General features: G+C 40.7%; 17 protein-coding genes and 1 pseudogene. 14 read left to right on the top strand and 4 right to left on the bottom strand.

Features of this window, described 5'->3' with window-relative positions; all coding sequences use genetic code 11:
• Nucleotides 1–74: 74 nt before the first annotated feature.
• The 4 genes from ACX27_RS08885 to ACX27_RS08870 all read right to left on the bottom strand — a co-directional run bounded on the left by ACX27_RS08885 (nt 75) and on the right by ACX27_RS08870 (nt 3,829).
• Nucleotides 75–1,760, bottom strand: coding sequence for a cytochrome c oxidase subunit I (locus ACX27_RS08885; RefSeq protein WP_062291065.1), 1,686 nt, complete (start codon nt 1,758–1,760; stop codon nt 75–77).
• Nucleotides 1,750–2,667, bottom strand: coding sequence for a cytochrome c oxidase subunit II (locus ACX27_RS08880; protein ID WP_062291062.1), 918 nt, complete (start codon nt 2,665–2,667; stop codon nt 1,750–1,752). Before ACX27_RS08880 ends, ACX27_RS08885 begins: the two co-directional genes overlap by 11 nt.
• Nucleotides 2,668–2,807: 140 nt before the next feature.
• Nucleotides 2,808–3,395 carry a DUF2231 domain-containing protein gene (locus ACX27_RS08875; protein WP_062291060.1) on the bottom strand — a complete coding sequence of 196 codons (588 nt, stop codon included), beginning with the start codon at nt 3,393–3,395 and terminating at the stop codon, nt 2,808–2,810.
• On the bottom strand, nt 3,392–3,829 hold the full coding sequence (locus ACX27_RS08870) for a DUF2231 domain-containing protein (protein WP_235526658.1): 438 nt from the start codon (nt 3,827–3,829) through the stop codon (nt 3,392–3,394). The genes ACX27_RS08875 and ACX27_RS08870 overlap by 4 nt, the downstream gene beginning before the upstream one ends.
• Between ACX27_RS08870 and ACX27_RS34855 the strand changes: the two genes are divergently transcribed.
• The 14 genes and pseudogenes from ACX27_RS34855 to ACX27_RS35230 all read left to right on the top strand — a co-directional run bounded on the left by ACX27_RS34855 (nt 3,790) and on the right by ACX27_RS35230 (nt 20,568).
• Nucleotides 3,790–3,918, top strand: a complete 129-nt coding sequence (locus ACX27_RS34855; RefSeq protein ID WP_256364413.1) for a hypothetical protein — start codon at nt 3,790–3,792, stop codon at nt 3,916–3,918. The two genes, ACX27_RS08870 and ACX27_RS34855, sit on opposite strands and share 40 nt — an antisense overlap.
• Before the next feature lie 460 nt (nt 3,919–4,378).
• Nucleotides 4,379–5,191, top strand: a complete 813-nt coding sequence (locus ACX27_RS08865; RefSeq protein WP_062291054.1) for an SDR family oxidoreductase — start codon at nt 4,379–4,381, stop codon at nt 5,189–5,191.
• Nucleotides 5,192–5,297: 106 nt separating this feature from the next.
• Nucleotides 5,298–7,427 carry an amylo-alpha-1,6-glucosidase gene (locus ACX27_RS08860; protein WP_062291053.1) on the top strand — a complete coding sequence of 710 codons (2,130 nt, stop codon included), beginning with the start codon at nt 5,298–5,300 and terminating at the stop codon, nt 7,425–7,427.
• Nucleotides 7,428–7,430: 3 nt separating this feature from the next.
• Nucleotides 7,431–8,360, top strand: coding sequence for a cation diffusion facilitator family transporter (locus ACX27_RS08855; RefSeq protein ID WP_062291050.1), 930 nt, complete (start codon nt 7,431–7,433; stop codon nt 8,358–8,360).
• Between the two features lie 111 nt (nt 8,361–8,471).
• Nucleotides 8,472–9,662 carry an SDR family oxidoreductase gene (locus ACX27_RS08850; RefSeq protein ID WP_062291048.1) on the top strand — a complete coding sequence of 397 codons (1,191 nt, stop codon included), beginning with the start codon at nt 8,472–8,474 and terminating at the stop codon, nt 9,660–9,662.
• Between the two features lie 3 nt (nt 9,663–9,665).
• On the top strand, nt 9,666–10,007 hold the full coding sequence (locus ACX27_RS33565; RefSeq protein ID WP_235526563.1) for a hypothetical protein: 342 nt from the start codon (nt 9,666–9,668) through the stop codon (nt 10,005–10,007).
• Nucleotides 9,904–10,251, top strand: coding sequence for a hypothetical protein (locus ACX27_RS33560; protein WP_335337828.1), 348 nt, complete (start codon nt 9,904–9,906; stop codon nt 10,249–10,251). Before ACX27_RS33565 ends, ACX27_RS33560 begins: the two co-directional genes overlap by 104 nt.
• On the top strand, nt 10,238–12,055 hold the full coding sequence (locus tag ACX27_RS08845) for a glycoside hydrolase family 15 protein (protein ID WP_418006816.1): 1,818 nt from the start codon (nt 10,238–10,240) through the stop codon (nt 12,053–12,055). The genes ACX27_RS33560 and ACX27_RS08845 overlap by 14 nt, the downstream gene beginning before the upstream one ends.
• Nucleotides 12,056–12,661: 606 nt before the next feature.
• Nucleotides 12,662–14,602: a transglycosylase domain-containing protein gene (locus ACX27_RS08840; RefSeq protein WP_062291045.1), complete on the top strand. Its 1,941-nt coding sequence runs from the start codon at nt 12,662–12,664 to the stop codon at nt 14,600–14,602.
• A gap of 92 nt (nt 14,603–14,694) precedes the next feature.
• The gene (locus ACX27_RS08835) at nt 14,695–15,135 is read left to right on the top strand and encodes a cupin domain-containing protein (protein WP_062298239.1); all 441 of its coding nucleotides are present in this window, start codon (nt 14,695–14,697) and stop codon (nt 15,133–15,135) included.
• 242 nt (nt 15,136–15,377) lie between these two features.
• Nucleotides 15,378–16,237: pseudogene (locus ACX27_RS30775) on the top strand (IS5 family transposase).
• Between the two features lie 1,050 nt (nt 16,238–17,287).
• Nucleotides 17,288–18,505, top strand: a complete 1,218-nt coding sequence (locus ACX27_RS08820; protein ID WP_062291038.1) for a glycosyltransferase family 4 protein — start codon at nt 17,288–17,290, stop codon at nt 18,503–18,505.
• 28 nt (nt 18,506–18,533) lie between these two features.
• Complete coding sequence (locus ACX27_RS08815; protein WP_083468701.1) at nt 18,534–19,793, top strand: glycosyltransferase family 4 protein; 1,260 nt, start codon at nt 18,534–18,536, stop codon at nt 19,791–19,793.
• Nucleotides 19,794–19,911: 118 nt separating this feature from the next.
• Nucleotides 19,912–20,568: a Wzz/FepE/Etk N-terminal domain-containing protein gene (locus tag ACX27_RS35230; RefSeq protein ID WP_335337778.1), complete on the top strand. Its 657-nt coding sequence runs from the start codon at nt 19,912–19,914 to the stop codon at nt 20,566–20,568.
• The last annotated feature ends 9 nt before the right edge of the window (nt 20,569–20,577 follow it).

Raw genomic sequence — 20,577 nt, 5'->3', positions numbered from 1 at the left:
TGCTGAGTGCTGAGTAGAAACTTAGTAGTCAAAATCGACATATAACAAAACTTCACCCTGTAACCTGTAACTTATTACCTACTATGATTTTCTTGCTGATGATAATCAGGTGGTTCAATCACTGAATATTTGGGATCGCCATAATCATAAGGTGGTCTTTTGACAACTGGAATTTCTTCAAAATTATCTCGCGGTGGTGGTGAAGTTGTTTGCCATTCCAGTCCTGTAGCCAACCAGGGATTGTTACTTGCTCTTTGTCCATATAGACAAGAACCTACCATATTGGCAATAAAAGGCAGTATAGATACTCCCAACAAAAATCCCCCTAGACTAGCAACAATATTCCATCCTTGATAGCGTGGTTCATAGGAAGAAATTCGCCGTACCATTCCCTGTAAACCCAGTGGTAACATCGGGAAAAAAGTCAAGTTAGCACCGATAAAAGTTAACCAAAAATGTATTTTTCCCCAGCCTTCAGCGTACATCCGTCCAGTTATCTTGGGAAACCAAAAGTAAATGGCAGCAAAGATGGCCATTGTAATGGTGTTAAAGACAATGTAGTGGAAGTGTCCCACTATAAAGTAAGTATTGTGGACGTGAATATCAAACGGTACGGCTGCCAACATCACCCCAGTGACACCACCAAGTAGAAACATGGCTGCACCACCCATCGCAAACAGCATTGGTGTTTCTAGGTGCAGCTTACTTTTCCAAATCGTAGCTGTCCAGCCAAATGCCTTGACACCGGTAGGCACAGCCACCAACATTGATGTCACCATAAATAACATTCGCATCCAACTTGGAGTAGCACTAGTGAACATGTGATGCACCCAAACAAAGATGCTGACTATAGCAATGCCTAAAGAAGCAATAGCTAATGAGCGATAGCCAAATAAAGGGTTACGGGAAAAGGCTGGTAGAACCTCGGCAAAAATACCAAAGGCTGGGAGCGCCATGATGTAAACTGCGGGGTGAGAATAGAACCAGAATAAATGCTGATAAATAATTGGGTCGCCATTTTCTAAGGGTTTAAAGAATTGCGTCCCCAAACTGAGGTCAAATAAAAGTAAGATTAATGCCCCTGTGAGAGAAGGCAGATTAACTAGCTGCAACAACTGGGCGCTAAGAACAGACCAAACAAACACAGGCATTCGGAAAAATGTCATCCCTGGCGCACGCATCCAAAAGATAGTGGTGACAAAGTTAACAGCCCCCATAATTGAAGAGATGCCGATGAGAACTATACTGACAATCCAAATAAATTCACCATTAATTGGCTGACCAGGGGGAATTTGCAAACTAATCGGGGGATAAGACCACCACCCAGATTGCGCTGTTCCATTGGGTAACAAGAAACTAGATATTAATAAAATCCCACTGGGGGGAATCATCCAAAATGAGATGGCGTTGAGAAGCGGAAACGCCATATCCCGCGCTCCCACCATCAGCGGCACTAGGTAATTAGATATACCTGCATTAAAGGGGATAATCCACAGGAAAATCATAATTGTCCCGTGCAAGGTAAACAAACCGTTATACAAGGGACGGTCAACTACATTTGATGGCGGCGTAATCAGTTCAGCACGAATTAGCATCGCCAACAGTCCGCCAATCAAGAAGAAGATAAAAGTCGTCACCATGTACTGAACACCGATTACCTTATGGTCGGTGCTGAAACTGAGGTATTGTCGCCAGTTATTCTCCAACTCGTTGGACGGTTCTCGATTGATAATTATGTTTTCGCTAGATTCATGTGTCATTCCTTACTTTCCTTTTTTCTGCGATCGCCGGCTGCTCAGGTACGACAGTGTACCAGTTACTCTTAAATAATGTTTTTGGTGGTTGTTTATACTCGGCAACTGCCTGATTTTCCCAGGCTATTGTTTGGTTTTCTGCGGTGGTTAGCCATTGGTTATATTGCTCAAAAGATTCAATCTGAACCTTGGCTGTCATCAAAGCAAAGTATGTCCCGCTGAATAAAGCATCTTTCAGCTGATATTCCCCCATACGAGTGGGTGTAACGACAATATCAATGTCCCTTCCAGGGACAATATACTGCTGTAAGCGAAACTCTGGGACATAAAAACTGTGGAGTACGTCTTTAGCGTGTAGATTCAGGCGAGTCCGACGATTGACAGGTAAGTGTAATTCATTACTAGTAATATTGTTGGGATAGCGAAAAGACCAATCCCACTGTTTTACAAAAACATCAATAGTTTCAGCCGCCGGTTTAGGTTGGTCATCACTTAGTTCAGCATAGACTGGTTCTTCTAGAGGTGTATGCAAATGTACAATTTGCTGCAAACCGAGAATATCTAATTGCTGATAAATATTGAAACTTTGGAAAGCCAGCCACAACACTAACAAGGTGGGAGTCACAGTCCATAAAAATTCCAGTCTTAAATCACCTCTGGATGGGTGTCCTTCGCTGTAGTCATTTTTAGGGGCGCGAAAGAACAGTACTGAGTACACCATCATACCTAGAAGGCCAAGAATAATAAATGCACCAATCGCAGTTAAAAAACTAAATAACCTATCTACCTTTTGGGCTTCTGCTGTAGCCTCAACCGGCATCCAAGAATAAGCTTGATCCCCAATCCAATGACTGACAACAAGCAAAACTACAATATAACCAGCTATTAATAAATATTCTAAAAATCTCCACATAAAATCAGCATAATTGCCTGTTTAGGTTAATTTTCGTTTAAATTTTACTATATTCACGGAAAGAGAATGAAAATCTCTCCCTTGCGCTCTGCTCCCTGCCCCCTTTCGCTCTCAATCTGCTTTCTTATATGCTGAACAGCTTATTTAGCACCCGCTTGGAGTAATTTCGCAGCAGTAACATGAACCCCAAATTCCGATCCTAATTGTCCTCCTAAAGTTCCGTGGACATATAAAATACCTAGCATTGCCAATCCTACTAACAAGTAACCCCATTGCACTTGTCTAGAGTCATTTTTGCGCCAATGATAGCGTTGCAAACCTCGCCAGACAGTCATCGCCACAATCATCCCCAACAACACAACACCACCCAAACCATGTAAAAGCATTGTCCAAGAGGCAGTTAATCCCCAATCACTTTTTTGATTTATTGGTGGGTTTGCTAGTAGTAGTTCAAAAAAACCAAATCCAACAGTAAAAAAGGTGATAATAGATGCGCCTAAAAGGTTGTACCAACCAACATCAAAAAAGCCAGCACGAATGGCGGGAAGCCCCAAAAATTTAAAGATGGGTCTTTCTATAGGAAAAATAGAACCTGCTATATCAAAAAAGATGGCAATAATAAATAAGCCTAATGTCAGATGTACCAAGTTTGGGTGTATGGGAATTTCGTAGGGTAGTCCATTCGCACCTAAACGCAATCCTAAAGAGTCAATGAGGGGCGAGTTCATGGGGAAACTCCGTGCTTCATGGCTTCTACGACAGGTTCAACGTGCAAACCATACACCCAAAATAGTTTGCTGCCTAGATATACTTGCAAGAACACTAGACAAATCAAAAATGTTGCCGCACCTAGGTAAGCAGGCGGTACTTTTAGAGGATTGCGATCGCGGATGGCAAACCGCCAAGCTGTAATTATGGCCACAATTGCCCCCAATGACCAACCCATAACAGTGTGAAAATTGAGTGTAGACTCAACTGCTGGATATACTTGCGCCAAACCTGCTTCAAACTGTCCAAAAATTATGGCAACAAAAATTGCGATCGCTGCCACAAACATATTCCAAAAAGCGACCTCAAACAAACGTATGTTGTGGGTGAAATAACCCAGCACATCGCAAATGAATGAGAAAAGCACCATTGCAATCACGAAATGGACAACAATCGGGTGGATGGGGTCAGGATATGGGAGATTTTCGCTATTCAGAGGCAGAGAGAACATCGCTTTCTCCTGGCGATCGCTGGACGCTGTAATCTAAAAAAACACAGTTCATAATTGTGTTTCAACTTTAAAATTGTTCTCCACAAAAGTATTCTTAACTCTTACCTACGAAATAGAACCATGAATACTATCGTTAGAATGATTTATCAAAAAATAATTTATTGATTTTTATTAAAAAAATCTTGCATATCATATATAGCTGTCCTAATTTCAGATAATTATGAAAAGCCCATGAAATTTTTCTCAACCTTTAGAAATAACTCTTAATTCCCCCAATAGCTGGAGGCAATTCTGGCTCCAAAATTTTAAAGTAATGCCAGAATCATTCAGATAAAAATAAAATTATCGTAGTAGACTATTTCAGATTTACTTCATAAATTGTCTCTAAGTTTAACTTTGATTGTATAGATAATTCTTAAGAAAAAAACGAAGACAAAGCATATTTTTTAGCATTAGCTACAGCCTTATATATTTAAAAGGAAAAATTAAATTATGAGCTATTCTCCTTACCTGCTCAAAGGTCAAAAAGCAATTGTCACCGGTGCTAGTTCTGGCATTGGTGAAGCTATAGCTCGTTATTTGGCTTTATCAGGTGCAGCAGTAGCTATTAACTATCATTCCGAAGCTGAAGAAGCTGAAAAAATAGTTGATGATATTAGAGCAAACAATGGTGAAGCATTTGCCATTCAAGCTGATGTCAGTAAAGAAGACCAAGTTAAGGCAATGTTTCAGCAAACACTCCAGAACTTTGGCACTATTGACATCTTAGTAAACAATGCAGGTCTGCAAAAAGACTCACCTTTTGTCGATATGACTCTCGATCAATGGAATACAGTTATTGGAGTCAACTTAACAGGACAATTTTTGTGCGCTAGAGAAGCTGCTAAAGAATTCTTACGTCGAGGAGTGCAACCGCAGATTTCATCTGCCGCAGGTAAGATTATCTGTATGAGTTCAGTCCATCAGGTAATTCCTTGGGCTGGTCATGTTAACTATGCGACTAGTAAAGGCGGTATTGATATGATGATGCAAAGTATTGCCCAAGAACTAGCTCCCCATAAAATTCGTGTGAATAGCATTGCACCAGGGGCAATTAAAACTCCTATCAATAAATCAGCTTGGGATACTCCACAAGATGAAGCAAAGTTGTTGCAGCTGATTCCAGCAAAACGAGTCGGTGAAGTAGAAGATATTGCCAAAGCCGCAGTTTGGTTAGCTTCTGATGACTCTGATTATGTTAACGGTACAACTTTGTTTGTAGATGGAGGTATGACTTTATATCCAGGTTTTACGAATAATGGCTAAAAAAGGACTAGGGATTGGGGACTGAGGAAGAAAAATACAGTTTACCAATCACCAATTACCTCCTGCCTCCTGCCTCCTGCCTTCTGCCTTTTGCCTTCTTCCTCTTATGCCCACCCAAGTTACTGTCAATCCTGGTTTAATCACAATTAACGATGGTTCCTCATTTCTGGTGACAGCTAATGATGGTTCCATTGATGATAATCAAGCACAAGGTTTCTTTGTGCGGGATACACGTCTCATTTCTTACTACGAAATTTCTCTCAACCGCTACCAATTGGTGCTGTTAGCTTCTAGCAATCTTGATCATCATACTGCCCTTTATCAATTTACCAATCCGCAAATCCCCACAGTTAATGGCAACTTTCCTGCTGGTAGTTTGCTCGTAACCATTCGACGCGACATTATCGGAGGAATGCACGAAGATATTGACATCACCAACTATCACTCAGAACCAGTTGAATTTCAACTTATGTTGGCGATTCGCTCTGACTTTGCAGATATTTTTGAGGTAAGAGCCAAGAACATCGTCACGCGGGGTAATACGGAAACAATATGGAAAGATCATGTCTTAACTACTAAATATTGTAGTGGCTCTTTTGTCCGAGGCATCGTCACTGAGCCAGTTTGTTCTACTTCTGGAGTAAGATACGCCAACGGTCGTTTGATGTTTTATGTGGTGATTCATCCCGGTAAGACTTGGCACACCTGTATTAACTTTACAGCCTTAGCCAATGGAGATATCCTCGTACCTCAGCAAACCTGTGCTGTATCTCATACTACAAATGCCAGCAAGGTAAGAGATGAATTTCTCACTAATGCGACACAGTTGCAATCTTCCAATGCTGAGATTAGAGGATTTTATCAGCAGGCGCTTGTTGATATGGGAGCGTTGCGGATTGAGGTAGATGATAATAGTCATCAATTTTGGATGCCTGCGGCTGGTATTCCTTGGTTTATGGCTGTTTTTGGTCGTGACTCTGTAATTACCAGCTTACAAACAATGGCGGTTTATCACGAATTTGCCCGTGGTACGCTGTTAAGGCTGGCGCAGTTACAAGCAAAACAGTTAGATGACTGGCACGATGCTCAACCCGGCAAAATGCTGCATGAATTACGGCGTGACGAATTAACCAAACTCAATCAACTGCCATACAATCCCTATTACGGTACTGTAGATACTACTATTTTGTGGATTGTTACCTTAGCTGAGACTTACAACTGGAACGCTGACCTCAGTATGCTTGATGAGTGTCGATCGCCATTAGCAAAAGCCCTAAATTGGATTGATAAATATGGCGATTTTGATGATGATGGGTTCGTTGAATATTTAACTCTTTCTAGTCATGGATTACGTAATCAAGGCTGGAAAGATTCAGGAGACTCAATAGTTTATCCCAATGGCAAATTAGCTGAACCGCCAATTGCTTTGTGTGAGGTGCAAGGTTACGTTTACGATGCTTGGCTAAAAGCCGCTTTAATTTATGAAGTGTGGGGAGAACAGGAACAAGCAAACAAGCTACGTCAAAAAGCAGCAGAACTATATCAACGCTTTAACGATCGCTTTTGGATGGAAGATGAAGGCTTTTACTGCCTTGGTTTAGATAACCACAAACAACAAATTAAATCTATCGCCTCTAATCCTGGTCAATTGCTCTGGTCTGGTATTGTACCCCCAGAAAGAGCGAAAAAACTTGCAGAGCGACTTTTTCACGCAGATATGTGGTGTGGTTGGGGTATACGAACTCTTTCATCGCAAAATCAAGGCTATAACCCCATTAGTTATCAACGCGGGAGTGTTTGGCCGCACGACAACTCAATTATTGCGGCTGGGTTAAAGCGATACGGCTACCACAAAGAAGCTAACCACATCGCTGAAGGAATTTTTGCGGCTGCTAGTTATTTCCAAGCTGGACGAATGCCAGAATTGTTTGGCGGAATTGAACGCCGAGATGATAACTTTCCCGTCCCTTATCCAGATGCAAATATACCCCAAGCTTGGGCGGCTGGTTCTATTTTCTTACTGATTCGCAGCATACTAGGACTCGAAGCCGATGCACCCCAACGGAAATTAAAGGTACAGCCAAGTTTACCAGAATGCTTGCCAGATTTGGAATTGCTCAATTTGAGTGTGGGAGACGCGAAAGTGTCATTACGTTTTTGGCGTGAGGGAGAACAAACCAAATGGGAAGTTACTCATACTGATGGCGAACTACAAGTAATTGACGGGGAACAGTAAACAATGGCTTCAGATTCATCGAAAAAAACTATTTTTGCGGCGATGGGTGCTAATTTAGCGATCGCTATTACTAAATTTATCGCTGCTTTCATTACCAATAGTTCAGCGATGATATCTGAGGGTATTCATTCACTCGTAGATACTGCCGATCAATTATTACTGCTGCTGGGAATTCATAGAAGTCAAAAACCAGCAGATGATAGTCATCCCTTTGGTTATGGACAAGAGCTTTACTTTTGGACTTTCATTGTTGCTATCTTTATTTTTGCCATTGGTGGTGGAATGTCTATTTATGAAGGCATTACTCATTTAATTAACCCCAGTCCTTTAGAAGACCCAATGTGGAATTATATTGTGCTGGTTGTAGCAATATTCTTTGAGGGATATTCTTGGACTGTGGCTTTAAAAGAGTTTCTGCCAACCAAAGGTAATCAAAGCTTTTGGCAAGCAATTAAAACCAGTAAAGACCCTACTGTATTTACAGTATTATTTGAGGATTCAGCAGCAATTTTAGGTTTACTGGTTGCTTTATTGGGCATTTTCTTAGGACATTGGTTTAACAATGTTTATTTTGATGGTATTGCCTCAATTATTATTGGCATTATCTTAGCTGTAGTTGCAGTTTTACTAGCAACAGAAAGTAAAGGATTATTAGTTGGTGAAAGTGCTAATCCTCAAACTATTGCCAATATTCGTTCTCTATCTAAAACAGAGCCAAAAGTCCAAGAAGTTTTGCGTATACTTACAATGCAGCTTGCTCCACAGGAAGTATTACTTAACTTAGAGATTCAATTCTCTCGAAATCTTACAGGTGAGGAAATAGCATCAACTGTAGACAGTTTAGAATCAAAAATAAGGAAAAAACATCCTGAAATTAAACAAATTTTTATTGAAGCTAAATCTTTATCAGCCACTCGTAAATCTTCTCAATAATCTGTCAAATTACCTTCTACGCAACACAAGTAATTATTTAGTACAAGCTTGCAGAAATTTGGTATCAACAGAAAACACTATAAACAATTGTGATTCCCAAGAAAGTAGATTATGAAAACATCAAAACCTGAAGTAGTTGTGATTACCGGAGCCTCAGCCGGTATTGGAAGAGCCACAGTCCGAGAATTTGCCAAACGTGGGGCTTATATTGGATTGATTGCTCGCAGTTCTGATGGGTTAAATAAAGCGCGACAGGAAGTTGAGGCGGCTGGTGGTAAAGCGTTAGTCTTGCCAACAGATGTTTCTGATCCTGCACAAGTAGAAATAGCGGCGGCGATGGTAGAGAAGGAGTTCGGCCCGATTGATATTTGGGTGAATAATGCAATGACATCAATTTTGTCGCCATTTTTAGAGATCACACCAGAGGAATTTCGCCGCGTCACTGAAGTGACATATTTGGGGTATGTACATGGCACAATGGCAGCCTTGCGGCGGATGAAACCACGCGAGCGCGGTACGATTGTCCAAGTTGGTTCTGCTTTGGCTTATCGCTCAATACCCTTACAATCAGCTTATTGTGGTGCCAAGGCTGCTATTCGCGGCTTCACAGACTCGATTCGTTGCGAACTGCATCACGACGGTAGCAATGTTCACATCACAATGGTGCAAATGCCAGCCGTGAATACGCCGCAGTTTGACTGGATTAAGAACAATATGACCCATAAATCCCAGCCAGTACCGCCAATTTTCCAACCAGAAGTGGCAGCAGAGGCAATTGTTTGGGCAGCAACTCACAAACGCCGCGAACTTTATGTAGGTAGTTCCACAGTGGAGGCTATCTTAGGGAATAAAGTCGTACCGGGAATTTTAGACCATTATCTTGGTAAAACTGGATACAAGAGCCAGCAGACAGAGCAACCAGAAAATGAGAATCGTCTGAGTAATTTGTGGGAACCTCTACCAGGCGATCGCGGCGCTCATGGTAGATTTGATGACCAAGCACAAAACTACAGCGCCCAACTTTGGGCAACAGAAAATCAAGATTGGCTGGTTTTAGGCTTGGGTGCTGGTGTGGCTTTAGTCGCACTGGGGGCTTATTTAGGACATCAATCTCAGCAAGATTCTCAAGATCACAGAATCACCGAGTCAGATATTAATCAAGAAGTATCACGACAGTTACATCAAACTGTAAATCGCAGCAGCAAACTCAATAACTGGAATCTGCTCACAGGATTGGCTCGATTCGCTTGGAAAACATTAGCAACAGAATCCAAAAATCACCAAAAAGCTACTCAAAGCTAAATCATGAAAATTCTTAGTCAAGCACAGGCTTTTGGCTCACCAGGGATTGAGCCACGATGGACTCATGCTAATAAGGATGCAGTCGGAACAGCTTACTCTACCTCTAGTCGCGTGTGGTTTACTGTCTGGAATGGGATTGTAACTGAAGTTTACTATCCGACAGTAGACAGACCCCAAATTCGGGATTTGCAATATCTCATTTCTGACGGCAAAAGCTTTTTTCACGAAGAAAAAACGCCATCTGCAATCAAAAGTAGAACACCTGTGGACTCATGGTTTAGGTTACCGCATCACCAATGCCGATCCCCAAGGGCGTTATACCATTATCAAAGAAGTCATTTCTGACCCACATTTATCCTGTATATTACAGCACACAAAAATTCAAGGAGAGCGTGAGTTGATTTCTCAACTTGATTTATACGCTTTGTGTGCGCCACATCTGGAAGTTGGCGGTAAAGGTAATAATGGGTACATAGTAGAAGTATCTGGACAACAGATTCTGGTAGCAGAAAAAAAAAGGAACTTGGCTGGCGCTAGGTGCAACAATTCCATTCACGTGCCTTTCCTGCGGCTATGTGGGTCAAAGTGATGGTTGGACAGATTTAGCTGATAATTTCCAGATGGATTGGCAATTTGATAGTGCTGTGGATGGTAACTTAGCTCTGATGGGAAAACTAAATTTAGAGCAGAGTGACGAGTTTACTTTAGGGTTGGCATTTGGTACAACACTGCACAATGCAATTTCCACATTATTTCAATCGTTGAATCTACCTTTCCCACAGCAGAAGCAGCAATATAACGAACAGTGGAAGCGATCGCGCAACGATATCAAACCATTAGAAAATATTTCTTATGACGATGGGAAGTTGTATCACAACAGCGTTAGTTTATTGTTGGCACATGAAGATAAAACTTATCCTGGTGCTTTAATTGCATCTCTGGCCATTCCTTGGGGTGAAGCTAAAGATGACCAAGACCAAGGCGGATATCACCTAGTCTGGACGCGGGACATGGTGAGCAGTGTAGCAGGTTTAGTGGCAGCTGGAGAAACAGATACAGCAGTGCGATCGCTAATTTATCTCGCCACCAGTCAACAGGAAGACGGTGGATTTGCTCAAAACTTCTGGGTTAATGGCGAACCATACTGGACAGGTATCCAACTCGATGAAGTCGCATTTCCCATTCTTCTAGCGTGGCTCTTACACCAAGAAAAAGTACCACTCAACTTTGATATTTATCCCATGATTTTGCGGGCGGCGGGTTATTTAATTCGTCGTGGCCCTATTACCCAACAAGAACGCTGGGAAGAATGTAGCGGTTATTCACCTTCTACACTTGCTTGTAATATTGCAGCTTTAATTTGTGCTGCTCAATTTGCCCGTGAACGCGGGGATGAAGCAACAGCAAAATTTATCGAAGAGTACGCCGATTTTTTAGAATCTCATATAGAAGACTGGACAGTCACAACCGAAGGAACCCTCGTTCCTGGCATCAAACAACACTATATCCGCATTCATCCTATAGATATCAATAATCCTCAACCCAACGAAAATCCCAATCAAGGAACTCTTTTCATTAGTAGTCAACCACCAGGAAAACCAACAGAATTTCCCGCCAAAGAAATTGTCGATGGCGGTTTTCTACAATTGGTACGTTATGGGATTCGTTCACCTCATGACCCAATTATTGTTGATTCTGTCAAAGTAATTGATGCAGTTTTAAAAGTAGATACACCCGTTGGGCCTTGTTGGCATCGTTACAATCACGACGGCTACGGACAGCAAGAAGATGGTAGTCCCTATACAGGTTGGGGTAAAGGCCAGGCTTGGCCTCTTTTAACTGGAGAACGAGGACATTATGAATTAGCTGTTGGCGGTGATGTCAAAACCTATATTAAAGCAATGGAAGGATTTGCTTCCGATACTTGTTTGTTACCGGAACAAGTTTGGGATGAAGCAGATAAACCTGATGTCCATCTGTCTTTAGGACAACCAACAGGTTCAGCCATGCCTTTGATGTGGGCGCACGCCGAGTATATCAAGCTGCTACGGTCAACTCATGACGAACAAGTGTTTGATTTTATTCCAGCAGTAGCGAATCGATATTTAGGTGAAAGAAAGCAATGCAAATTATTAGAAATTTGGAAGTTTAATCGACAAGTAAACAAAATCAAAAAAGGTCATACATTGCGAATCCAAGCTTTAGCAAATTTTCAATTGCACTGGACACAAAATAATTGGCAAACTACACAAGATACACCTTCTAATTCCACAAAGCTAGGAGTAAATTTTGTAGACATTCCTGTTTCTGATCAACAACGAATCAGCTTTACATTTTTCTGGATTGACAGCAACAAATGGGAAGATCGTAATTATACAGTTGCAATTTATTAGCTGTCAGATTATCACACCTAGGCTAGATGTTTTTGCTCTAACATTTCTTACACTTAGATAACCGAATATTTCTTAAAAGGAGAAAAATATCAATATGCCCCAATGGCTTTACAATCTAGCGATTATTTCATTGATGACTGCTGGTATTTGAGCTTTGATAATTGCGCTTTATAAGTATATACCAGTCAATTATTTATTGAATTGCAGTTATCATTTCTAACTTTTAGCTTTACGCTCTCTATCTTTTATCAGAGGATTATATTTTCCAGATTATCACAATAGATATATATACTTTGTATGTAGAGGATAATATTTAACAGTTATTGATGCGGATTTTTAATGGTATTTTTGGTATAAAATAACAAATAATTGTTGAGTCTTTAGTTAAATTTGCGATTTTTCAATTAATACATAAGGATAAGAATTTAGGTTACGCCAGTGACATTTTCAATGTATCATTTCCCCATCTATCTACAGTTAGATTAATTATATTGGCAAGCAATTTATTCACTTTCCTAATTGTCAAACTACAGTTGCCAAGAATTATCTAACTAATTTCGTGGAATAAATTGTAGGCATTTTAATAAGTGAGTAAGTGTAATTGCTATGTCTTCGTCAAATACGTTTGAACAGCAGCAACCCGAAATTCAACCTTCGCCTAGTTTCGAGTTTTGGAGACAAGTAGGATTAATTACTGGTGGTACCATCTTATCAATTACTATGCTGGCAAGTTCTGTTGTGGTTGGAGGACTGCTTGGTTTAGGTATTAGTTTTCGTAACTTGCCGGATGTCAGACAACTACAAAAATTATCACCAGCACAAACAACTTATATTTATGACATTCAAGGAAAATTCTTAGTAGGTATACACGGCGAAGCCAACAGGAAAGTTGTATCACTAGATGAAATCTCTCCACATTTAAAACGAGCAGTCTTAGCCAGTGAAGATAGTTCTTTCTATCACCACCACGGTATTGAACCGAGCGGTATCGGACGTGCTGCGTTAGTCAACTGGATGGCGGGTAGTGTGAAAGAGGGAGGTTCTACAATCACCATGCAGCTGGTGAAAAATCTGTTTTTATCTCACAAGCGTGCTTTTACACGCAAAGTAGCAGAGGCGATACTTGCAATTCGTGTAGAGCAAGCTCTCAGCAAAGATCGGATTTTAGAAATGTACCTCAATGAAGTTTACTGGGGTCATAATAACTATGGTGCAGAAACAGCAGCAAAAACTTACTTTGACAAATCAGCAGCAAATTTGACTTTGAGTGAGTCAGCAATGATGGCTGGTTTAATTCAGGCTCCAGAAGAGTTGAGTCCTTTTGTGAATATGAATTTAGCCAGGCAAAAACAAAAATCAGTCCTCCAAAGAATGCTGGACTTAAAATGGATTACCCAGCAAGAATATGATGAGGCCATCAATCAAAAAATTAAACTTGGTAAAATCAGATCATTTCAAGTTAGTAGCCATCCGTATGTCACTGATACTGTGGCACAGGAAATAATTAAAAAATTTGGGCGTGATGCAGTCATTAAAGGTGGAATGCGTGTACAAACCACAGTAGATACAGCCTTTCAAAAGATGGCAGAAGAAACTATTCAAAAGTGGCATAAAACTCTTAAAAATCAAGGTTTATATAAGAATCAAATGGCTTTAGTAGCAATTGACCCACGCACACAGTTTATCAAAGCACTAGTGGGTGGTGTAGACTCGAAAAAGAGTGAATTTAACCGGGCAACTCAAGCTCTCCGTCAGCCTGGTTCTTCTTTTAAGCCATTTGTTTACTATACTGCCTTTGCTAGTGGTAAGTTTACACCAGATACAACGGTGCTAGATACACCAGTCAGCTATCCTGATATTGACGGTCTATATTCTCCACGCAACTATGATAATAGCTTTAAGGGTGCAATCCCGATTCGTAGAGCCTTAGCATTATCCCGTAATGTCCCTGCTGTAAAGATGGGTCAAGCTGTAGGCATTAATAAAGTCATCGCTACTTGTCGCACTTTAGGAATTACAAGTCCGATGGAACCTGTGACATCTTTACCACTAGGTGCAATTGGTGTGACACCGCTAGAAATGGCTAGTGCTTATGCCACCTTCGCTAATTATGGCTGGCGATCGCCGCCAACGCTGATTGTTCGTGTCACTGACAGTAGTGGAAATGTATTACTTGATCACACCCCTAAACCTCGTCTAGTTCTTGACCCTTGGGCCTCAGCCGCAATTATAGATGTGATGCAAACAGCAGTTAAAGAAGGAACTGGTAGAGGTGCAGCTTTAGATAGACCGGTTGCTGGCAAAACCGGGACAACTTCTTCAGAAAAAGATATTTGGTTTATTGGTTCCGTACCACAATTAACAACTGCCATCTGGGTAGGGAGAGATGATAACCAACAATTGGTTCGGGGTGCGACAGGTGGGGGTATGGTTACTCCCATCTGGCGCGATTTTATGCAAAAGGCTCTTAAAGACGTACCAATAGAGAAATTCAAGCCGCCTTCTCAGTTTTCTCGACCTAAGCCAACGAAAAAAACGAAAAATTAACCTCTACATTAGGTTAGCTCAGAGTTAGACCAGTAGATCATCTAGATTGAAGTTCACCATCGGCAAAGGTAATGTTATGGAGAAAAACTTTTATGCAGAATAACCAATCACAAAAACCGACGCTTGATTATTGGTATGTTTGGACTGATGAAAACGGCGTAAGTCACCAGTCTCGTCGTCAAATCGAGGACTTCGTTCAGCAAGGCGTCACACCAGATACCTCTCCTCAATGGATGTCTAAATTAAAACAGTCTGGCGCTACTATCTCGTATACAGTGTTACCAGTTGGATGGGTTGGAGAGTGGCATGAAAATCCCAAGCCTCAATGGGTTGTTCCCCTATCAGGACGCTGGTTTGTAGAAACTATGGATGGTCAGAGAGTAGAGATGGGGGCTGGTGATATTTCCTTTGGAGGAGATCAGGGAACAGAAGAGGATGAACAAGGCCATAAAGGTCATCTGTCTGGAACAGTAGGTGATGTACCAGCTGTATTAATGATGGTGCAATTTGATGAGAAACCAAGTATGGACTAGTAAAATAAGGAAAGGCAAAAGGCAAAAGAAAGAATAGTGATATCAAAAGCCTTGCTTTAGAAATGAGTTGATGTTTATGAGGTACAGCAACTGATTGAAAAAAGTAATGAGTAATGAGTCAGAAATTTACTTATTACTCACTACTTATTAGAGCTGATTCGTAAAGAAAATCTAAAGAGAATTGATTTTGGTTTTGTTCAGGTTATAGGTTAAATCGAGTGAGCATAGTTCTTTGATTGTGAATGAGCCGTCTACCGAAAATTGAGAATCCACACCGCAAACCTTATCCAAGTGATTTAAGCGATGCCGAATGGTTGATTCTCAAGCCTTGTCTACCCACACCCAAGGGATTTGGGCATCCTGTAGAAGTAGATTTGCGAGAAATTTTGAATGCTATTTTCTACGTACAGCGTACTGGGTGTCAGTGGGAAATGCTACCTCATGACTTTCCTCCTTACACAACGGTTTATGGTTACTTTCAGAAATGGCAACGCAAAGGTATTTGGCAGAAAATTCACGACCAAGTGCGCCAGCAGCTAAGACACGATTTAGGAAAAGATGAACATTCTACCGTAGCGATAGCTGATTCCCAATCTGTGAAGACTACAGAAAAAAAGGAGCCAGTGCGTTGGGCGGCTTCGCCGACTTGAAGCAACTGGCGTGGGAGGTCTACGGCTTTGATGGTGGTAAGAAGGTTAAAGGGCGTAAGCGACATATAGTTGTAGATTCTCAAGGGTTGTTGATTGGTGTTTTAGTGACTGAAGCCAATGCGTCGGAACGTTTAGGTGCTGTAGTTGTACTGCATGAGGCAGCTCAGAAATTGTCTAAATTAGAAGTTGTTTGGGTAGATCAAGGCTATTCAGGTGAAAACTTTGCTCAAGCAGTTAAGCTCCTTTGCGGTGAGCAGGTTCGTGTTGAAGTAATTCAAAGGCGCTCGAAAACATTTGAGCGATTACCAAAACGATGGATTGTGGAGCGGACATTCGGGTGGCTTAATCGATTTCGCCGTTTGAGTAAGGATTATGAGTTGTACACAGAGTTAAGTGAAGCAATGATTTATGGCTCATTGATTCGTCTGATGATCAGGCGTATGGCATCTTAATATTTTGTTTACGAATCAGCTCTAACAGTAACTATCTCAAATCCTGATTATTACGTTTTTACGCAAATATCAAAGTTTTGCCCCAAAGCTTTGAACAGTCTGGCTTTGGAGTTTCCGGACAAGTCTATTGCTCAATCTCCATATCATCAGTGATCGCTACCTTTCTCAGTCTCTGAGTGTATATGTACTATATTCAGTCTCTGAGTGTATATGTACTATATTTAGATGCGTTCGCCCTGCTGGAAGTGTGATGCCTTTTCACCTTTTCTGCATACCATTCACCTAAAATTAGATTAATTGGTGTTGCATAAGATCTAGACATAATACCTGTATGTTTGTATTTTAAATATCACATTCTCAATACGATTCAGATAAGAAAATTCTTCGCAAAGGCAATTAGGGCTAAAAGAATGCACAGATTCAGGGAAGAGAACTTGCTGTATGATTTTTCTATTGTTGCCAAAAGCGAAAACAAGTCTTAACTGAGTGTCATTGTGACTACGTGACTACTGCCACTACAATTATCTGTTAACAGTAAATTCTTCACTTTTCAGAGTTGTGCTTCAATTAGCCATCTTCCGTCACTCTGAGTTAAGAGCCTGTCAAAAAGTAACTTTTACAATTTGCTATCCACAACACTTACTGAGAAAGCATTTTCAACTTAAAAAAGCAAGGTTGTTATGTGACAAGCTCTCAGAAGAATTCAGAATCAATAAGTTGGAGAAATACATCAACCATTGACTGGAAGAGTTTGCTCCAGTCGAGCCACTGTCTTGCCGAGGTTCTCTCCGTTTTAGCAAGTGGCTTGACAAAGCTACCCACGCAAATTTTTGCTTTCTTGTTAATCACCGAATTTTTAATTTGGTGTAGTATTTCAGGATTAATTCATCTACCATTCGCATAGAATGTAAGTATGAATTGTGGCATGTGATTCTTGAATTCTCCTTCAAATAAATTACTCAATTTCTGCATCCAGAAAAACTATTAGATTATTCTTTTCCTACTAAATATCCATTATTTGCAACTAAATCCTTTTCCTACTTTTACTAAATGTATAAACCTATTTTAACAATTTTTTACCAGTTCAATCCTTGGTATAGTACTATTGGCGGCATTCAAACGCTAGTTAGCTTGTTTATCAAGTATGCACCTAGTGAATTTGATCTGCGGCTGGTAGGAACAGGACATGATAGATGTCAGCCAAATCTGAAGTGGCAAAAAGCAGAATTTGCTGGTAGAGAAATTAATTTTCTGCCTTTATTTACTTTAGAAAATGATAATATTCGGAGTCTAATCCCAACCACAGTTAAGTATACGAATGTACTTTTAGGACGTTGCTTTGCTTCAGACTTTATGCATTTTCATAGGTTGGAACCAACTTTAGCTACATTGAATTGGCAGGGAGAGAAAACTTTATTTATTCACAATGATATTCATCAACAAATGCAACCTAATGGTGACAAAAAAGCAATTCTATGGCGTAGATTTCCGGCTGCATATTTTGCTTTGGAAAGTTTGTTAATTCGTCAGTTTAACCAGATTTTATCATGTAATAGTGATTCTGCTAAATTTTATAGCCAACGTTACCCTACTCTAAGTAATCGCATTTCTTACATCAAGAATTCATTTGACAGCGAAATTTTTTATCCTTTGAGCCATCAGGAAAGAGAAGCTAAAAGGAGGGAACTGGCTGTTAGATTGGGTTTAGTGCCAGAAACATGTTTTATTTTGTTTGCTGGTCGGTTGCATCCACAAAAAGATCCACTTTTGTTAGTACGTGCATTCGCGGCTTTAAATGAATCTAATACTCATCTACTCATAGCTGGAGATGGAGAATTAGCAACAAAAATTCGTGCTGAAATTGGTCGTCTTGGTTTAACTGAACGAGTGACAATGCTGGGAGCAGTTAACCAAACAGAAGTATCACAGTTGCATCAAATCTGCAATGTCTTTGTTCTTACTAGTATCTACGAAGGGTTACCTTTGGTGGTTCTAGAAGCACTTGCTAGTGGGACTCCAGTAGTTACAACTCGCACTGGTGAAACCCCAAAATTATTGACAGATGATAGTGGAGTAGTGTGTTCTCAACGTACTCCAGAATCCATAGCAAACAGCATACGCCAAGTACTATTACATCCAGAAGATTATCCTAGTGTTTCTTGTGTGCAAACTGCACGTCCCTATGCGGCTTGCAATGTGATCAGGGATATCTACAGTGAAATGCTAAATCGCTGGGAATTGCGAACTTTCTCAGCAGTGAGTTCATAGATAAAACTAATATTTTTGGGAAAAATTCATGAAGATTGCTGTTATTGGTGTCAAAGGTCTACCACCCAGACAGGGAGGCATTGAACATTACTGTGCAGAAGTGTATCCTCGGATGGTACAGCAGGGTCATAGTGTTGATTTATTCGCCCGCTCTTCCTACACTGATTGTCGTTGGTTTGATAATTATGACTTTCAGGGTGTTCAAGTTATTTCTTTGCCTGGTTTTGATTTTAGAGGTATAGATGCTTTTATTAGCTCTGCTTTGGGAGCGATCGCTGTTTCTGGAACTCAGTACGATATCATTCATTTTCATGCCCTTGGCCCATCTCTTTTTACTTGGTTACCAAGACTGACCGCCAAAAAGGCAAAAATTGTTGTTACCTGTCAAGGTTTAGACTGGCAAAGGGCTAAATGGGGTCATTTTTCTAGTCGTCTGATTCTCAAAGGAGAAAAGACAGCAGTGCGCTATGCTCACGGGCTAATAGTAGTTTCAAAAGCTTTACAATCCTATTTTTGGCAAACTTACGGTCGGCAGACAGTCTACATTCCTAACGCTGCTGCCAACTATCCTGAATCAGACCCTAATTTCTCTTATGGCACTTCTCTCAAATTAATCCAGGGGCGCTATATTCTATTTTTGGGGAGACTTGTACCAGAAAAGCGCCCTGACTTACTGATCGAAGCTTTCTGTAAACTCAAACCACCAGGATGGAAACTGGTTTTAGCTGGTGGCATCAGCGATACTAAGCCTTATGTGTCCAAATTATTAAATACTATTGCCGAGCATCGAGAAGTCATATTTGCCGGCGAACTGCGCGGAGAACGTCTAGCAGAGATTGTTCGGGGAGCAGGGTTATTCGTCTTACCTTCTGATGTAGAAGGATTACCTTTAGCGATGCTAGAGGCAATGCGAGAAGGTATTGCGGTAATGGCAAGTGATATTCCGCCCCATCAGCAGTTGTTAAGTGAGCAACGTGGCATCCTCTTTCAGGCGGGAAACCCAGACTCTTGTATTAGTTGCTTAGACTGGGCGATTAATCATCCCCAGGAATTAGCAATCATGGCTCATAATGCCCAAAAGTATGTAGAACGCAACTATAGTTGGGAACAAATTACCACCGAAAATTTGAAATTATATAGAACACTGTTGAACTCCCCTGCAACTATCAATACATCCAAGCCTCATGCTATGAGAATAGGTGGAGTTAACTCAATACCACAAACTCCAAGTGCAGTTATTGCACATAAAGCTGTAATTTCTGAACATGCCACAGTCTCAGAAAAATAATTATTTTGTGTAATGAAATTCAAAAAATATCTAGATTTCTGTACAGAAAAAATCAAGTTGAATTTCAGGATGTATCAGCCTGTTATTTCCTACAAAGTAGTTGAGGTAGCGAAAGCTAATGGGAAAAGAAATTTCATCTTTAGTAAAGGTTTTGAAACGGCGTAGTATACCTGCCATAACTACATTTACTTCAGTCATTGGTGGGTCAGTTGTCTACTTGGCTGTTGCCCCAAGATTGTATGAAACTTCCGGGCGGCTAATACTAGACGAAAAACAAGTAAGCGTCTCTCAATTAGGACGTGACCTCAGCCAAGTGCCTGTAACTACACCTGGAGGTTCTAACCCGCTGGCTACTCAAGCAGAATTAATTAAGTCGCAACAAGTTTTGCAAAAAGCGATCACACAAATTTCTCCTCCAGAAAGCATCTCAACCGCTGAACTGAGTGGGAATTTGAAAGTCAAGGTTATTCCAGCGACCAACATTCTGGAACTAAGTTATCGCTCACCAGATCCTGATTTAGCTGCCAAGATTCTGAATGCTGTGTCAGAAACAATGGTCAAGGAAAGTGCAGATACAATTAGTTCCGAAGCTCGTTCTGTGAGGCAATTTTTAGAAGTTGAAGTTCCTAAACAGCGATCGCGGCTGAAAATAGCGGAAGCATCTGAAAACATCTACAGGAAAAAAAAGTGGCATTGTCTCTATAGAAGAACAAACAAAAACTTTAGTAGAAAGTTTAGCAACAATCGAAAATCAAGAGCGGACTCTTGTAGGTGAACTGCAACA

Source organism: Nostoc piscinale CENA21 (assembly GCF_001298445.1).
Classification (GTDB): Bacteria; Cyanobacteriota; Cyanobacteriia; order Cyanobacteriales; family Nostocaceae; genus Nostoc_B; species Nostoc_B piscinale_A.
This window is presented reverse-complemented; position numbering and strand designations above follow the sequence as displayed.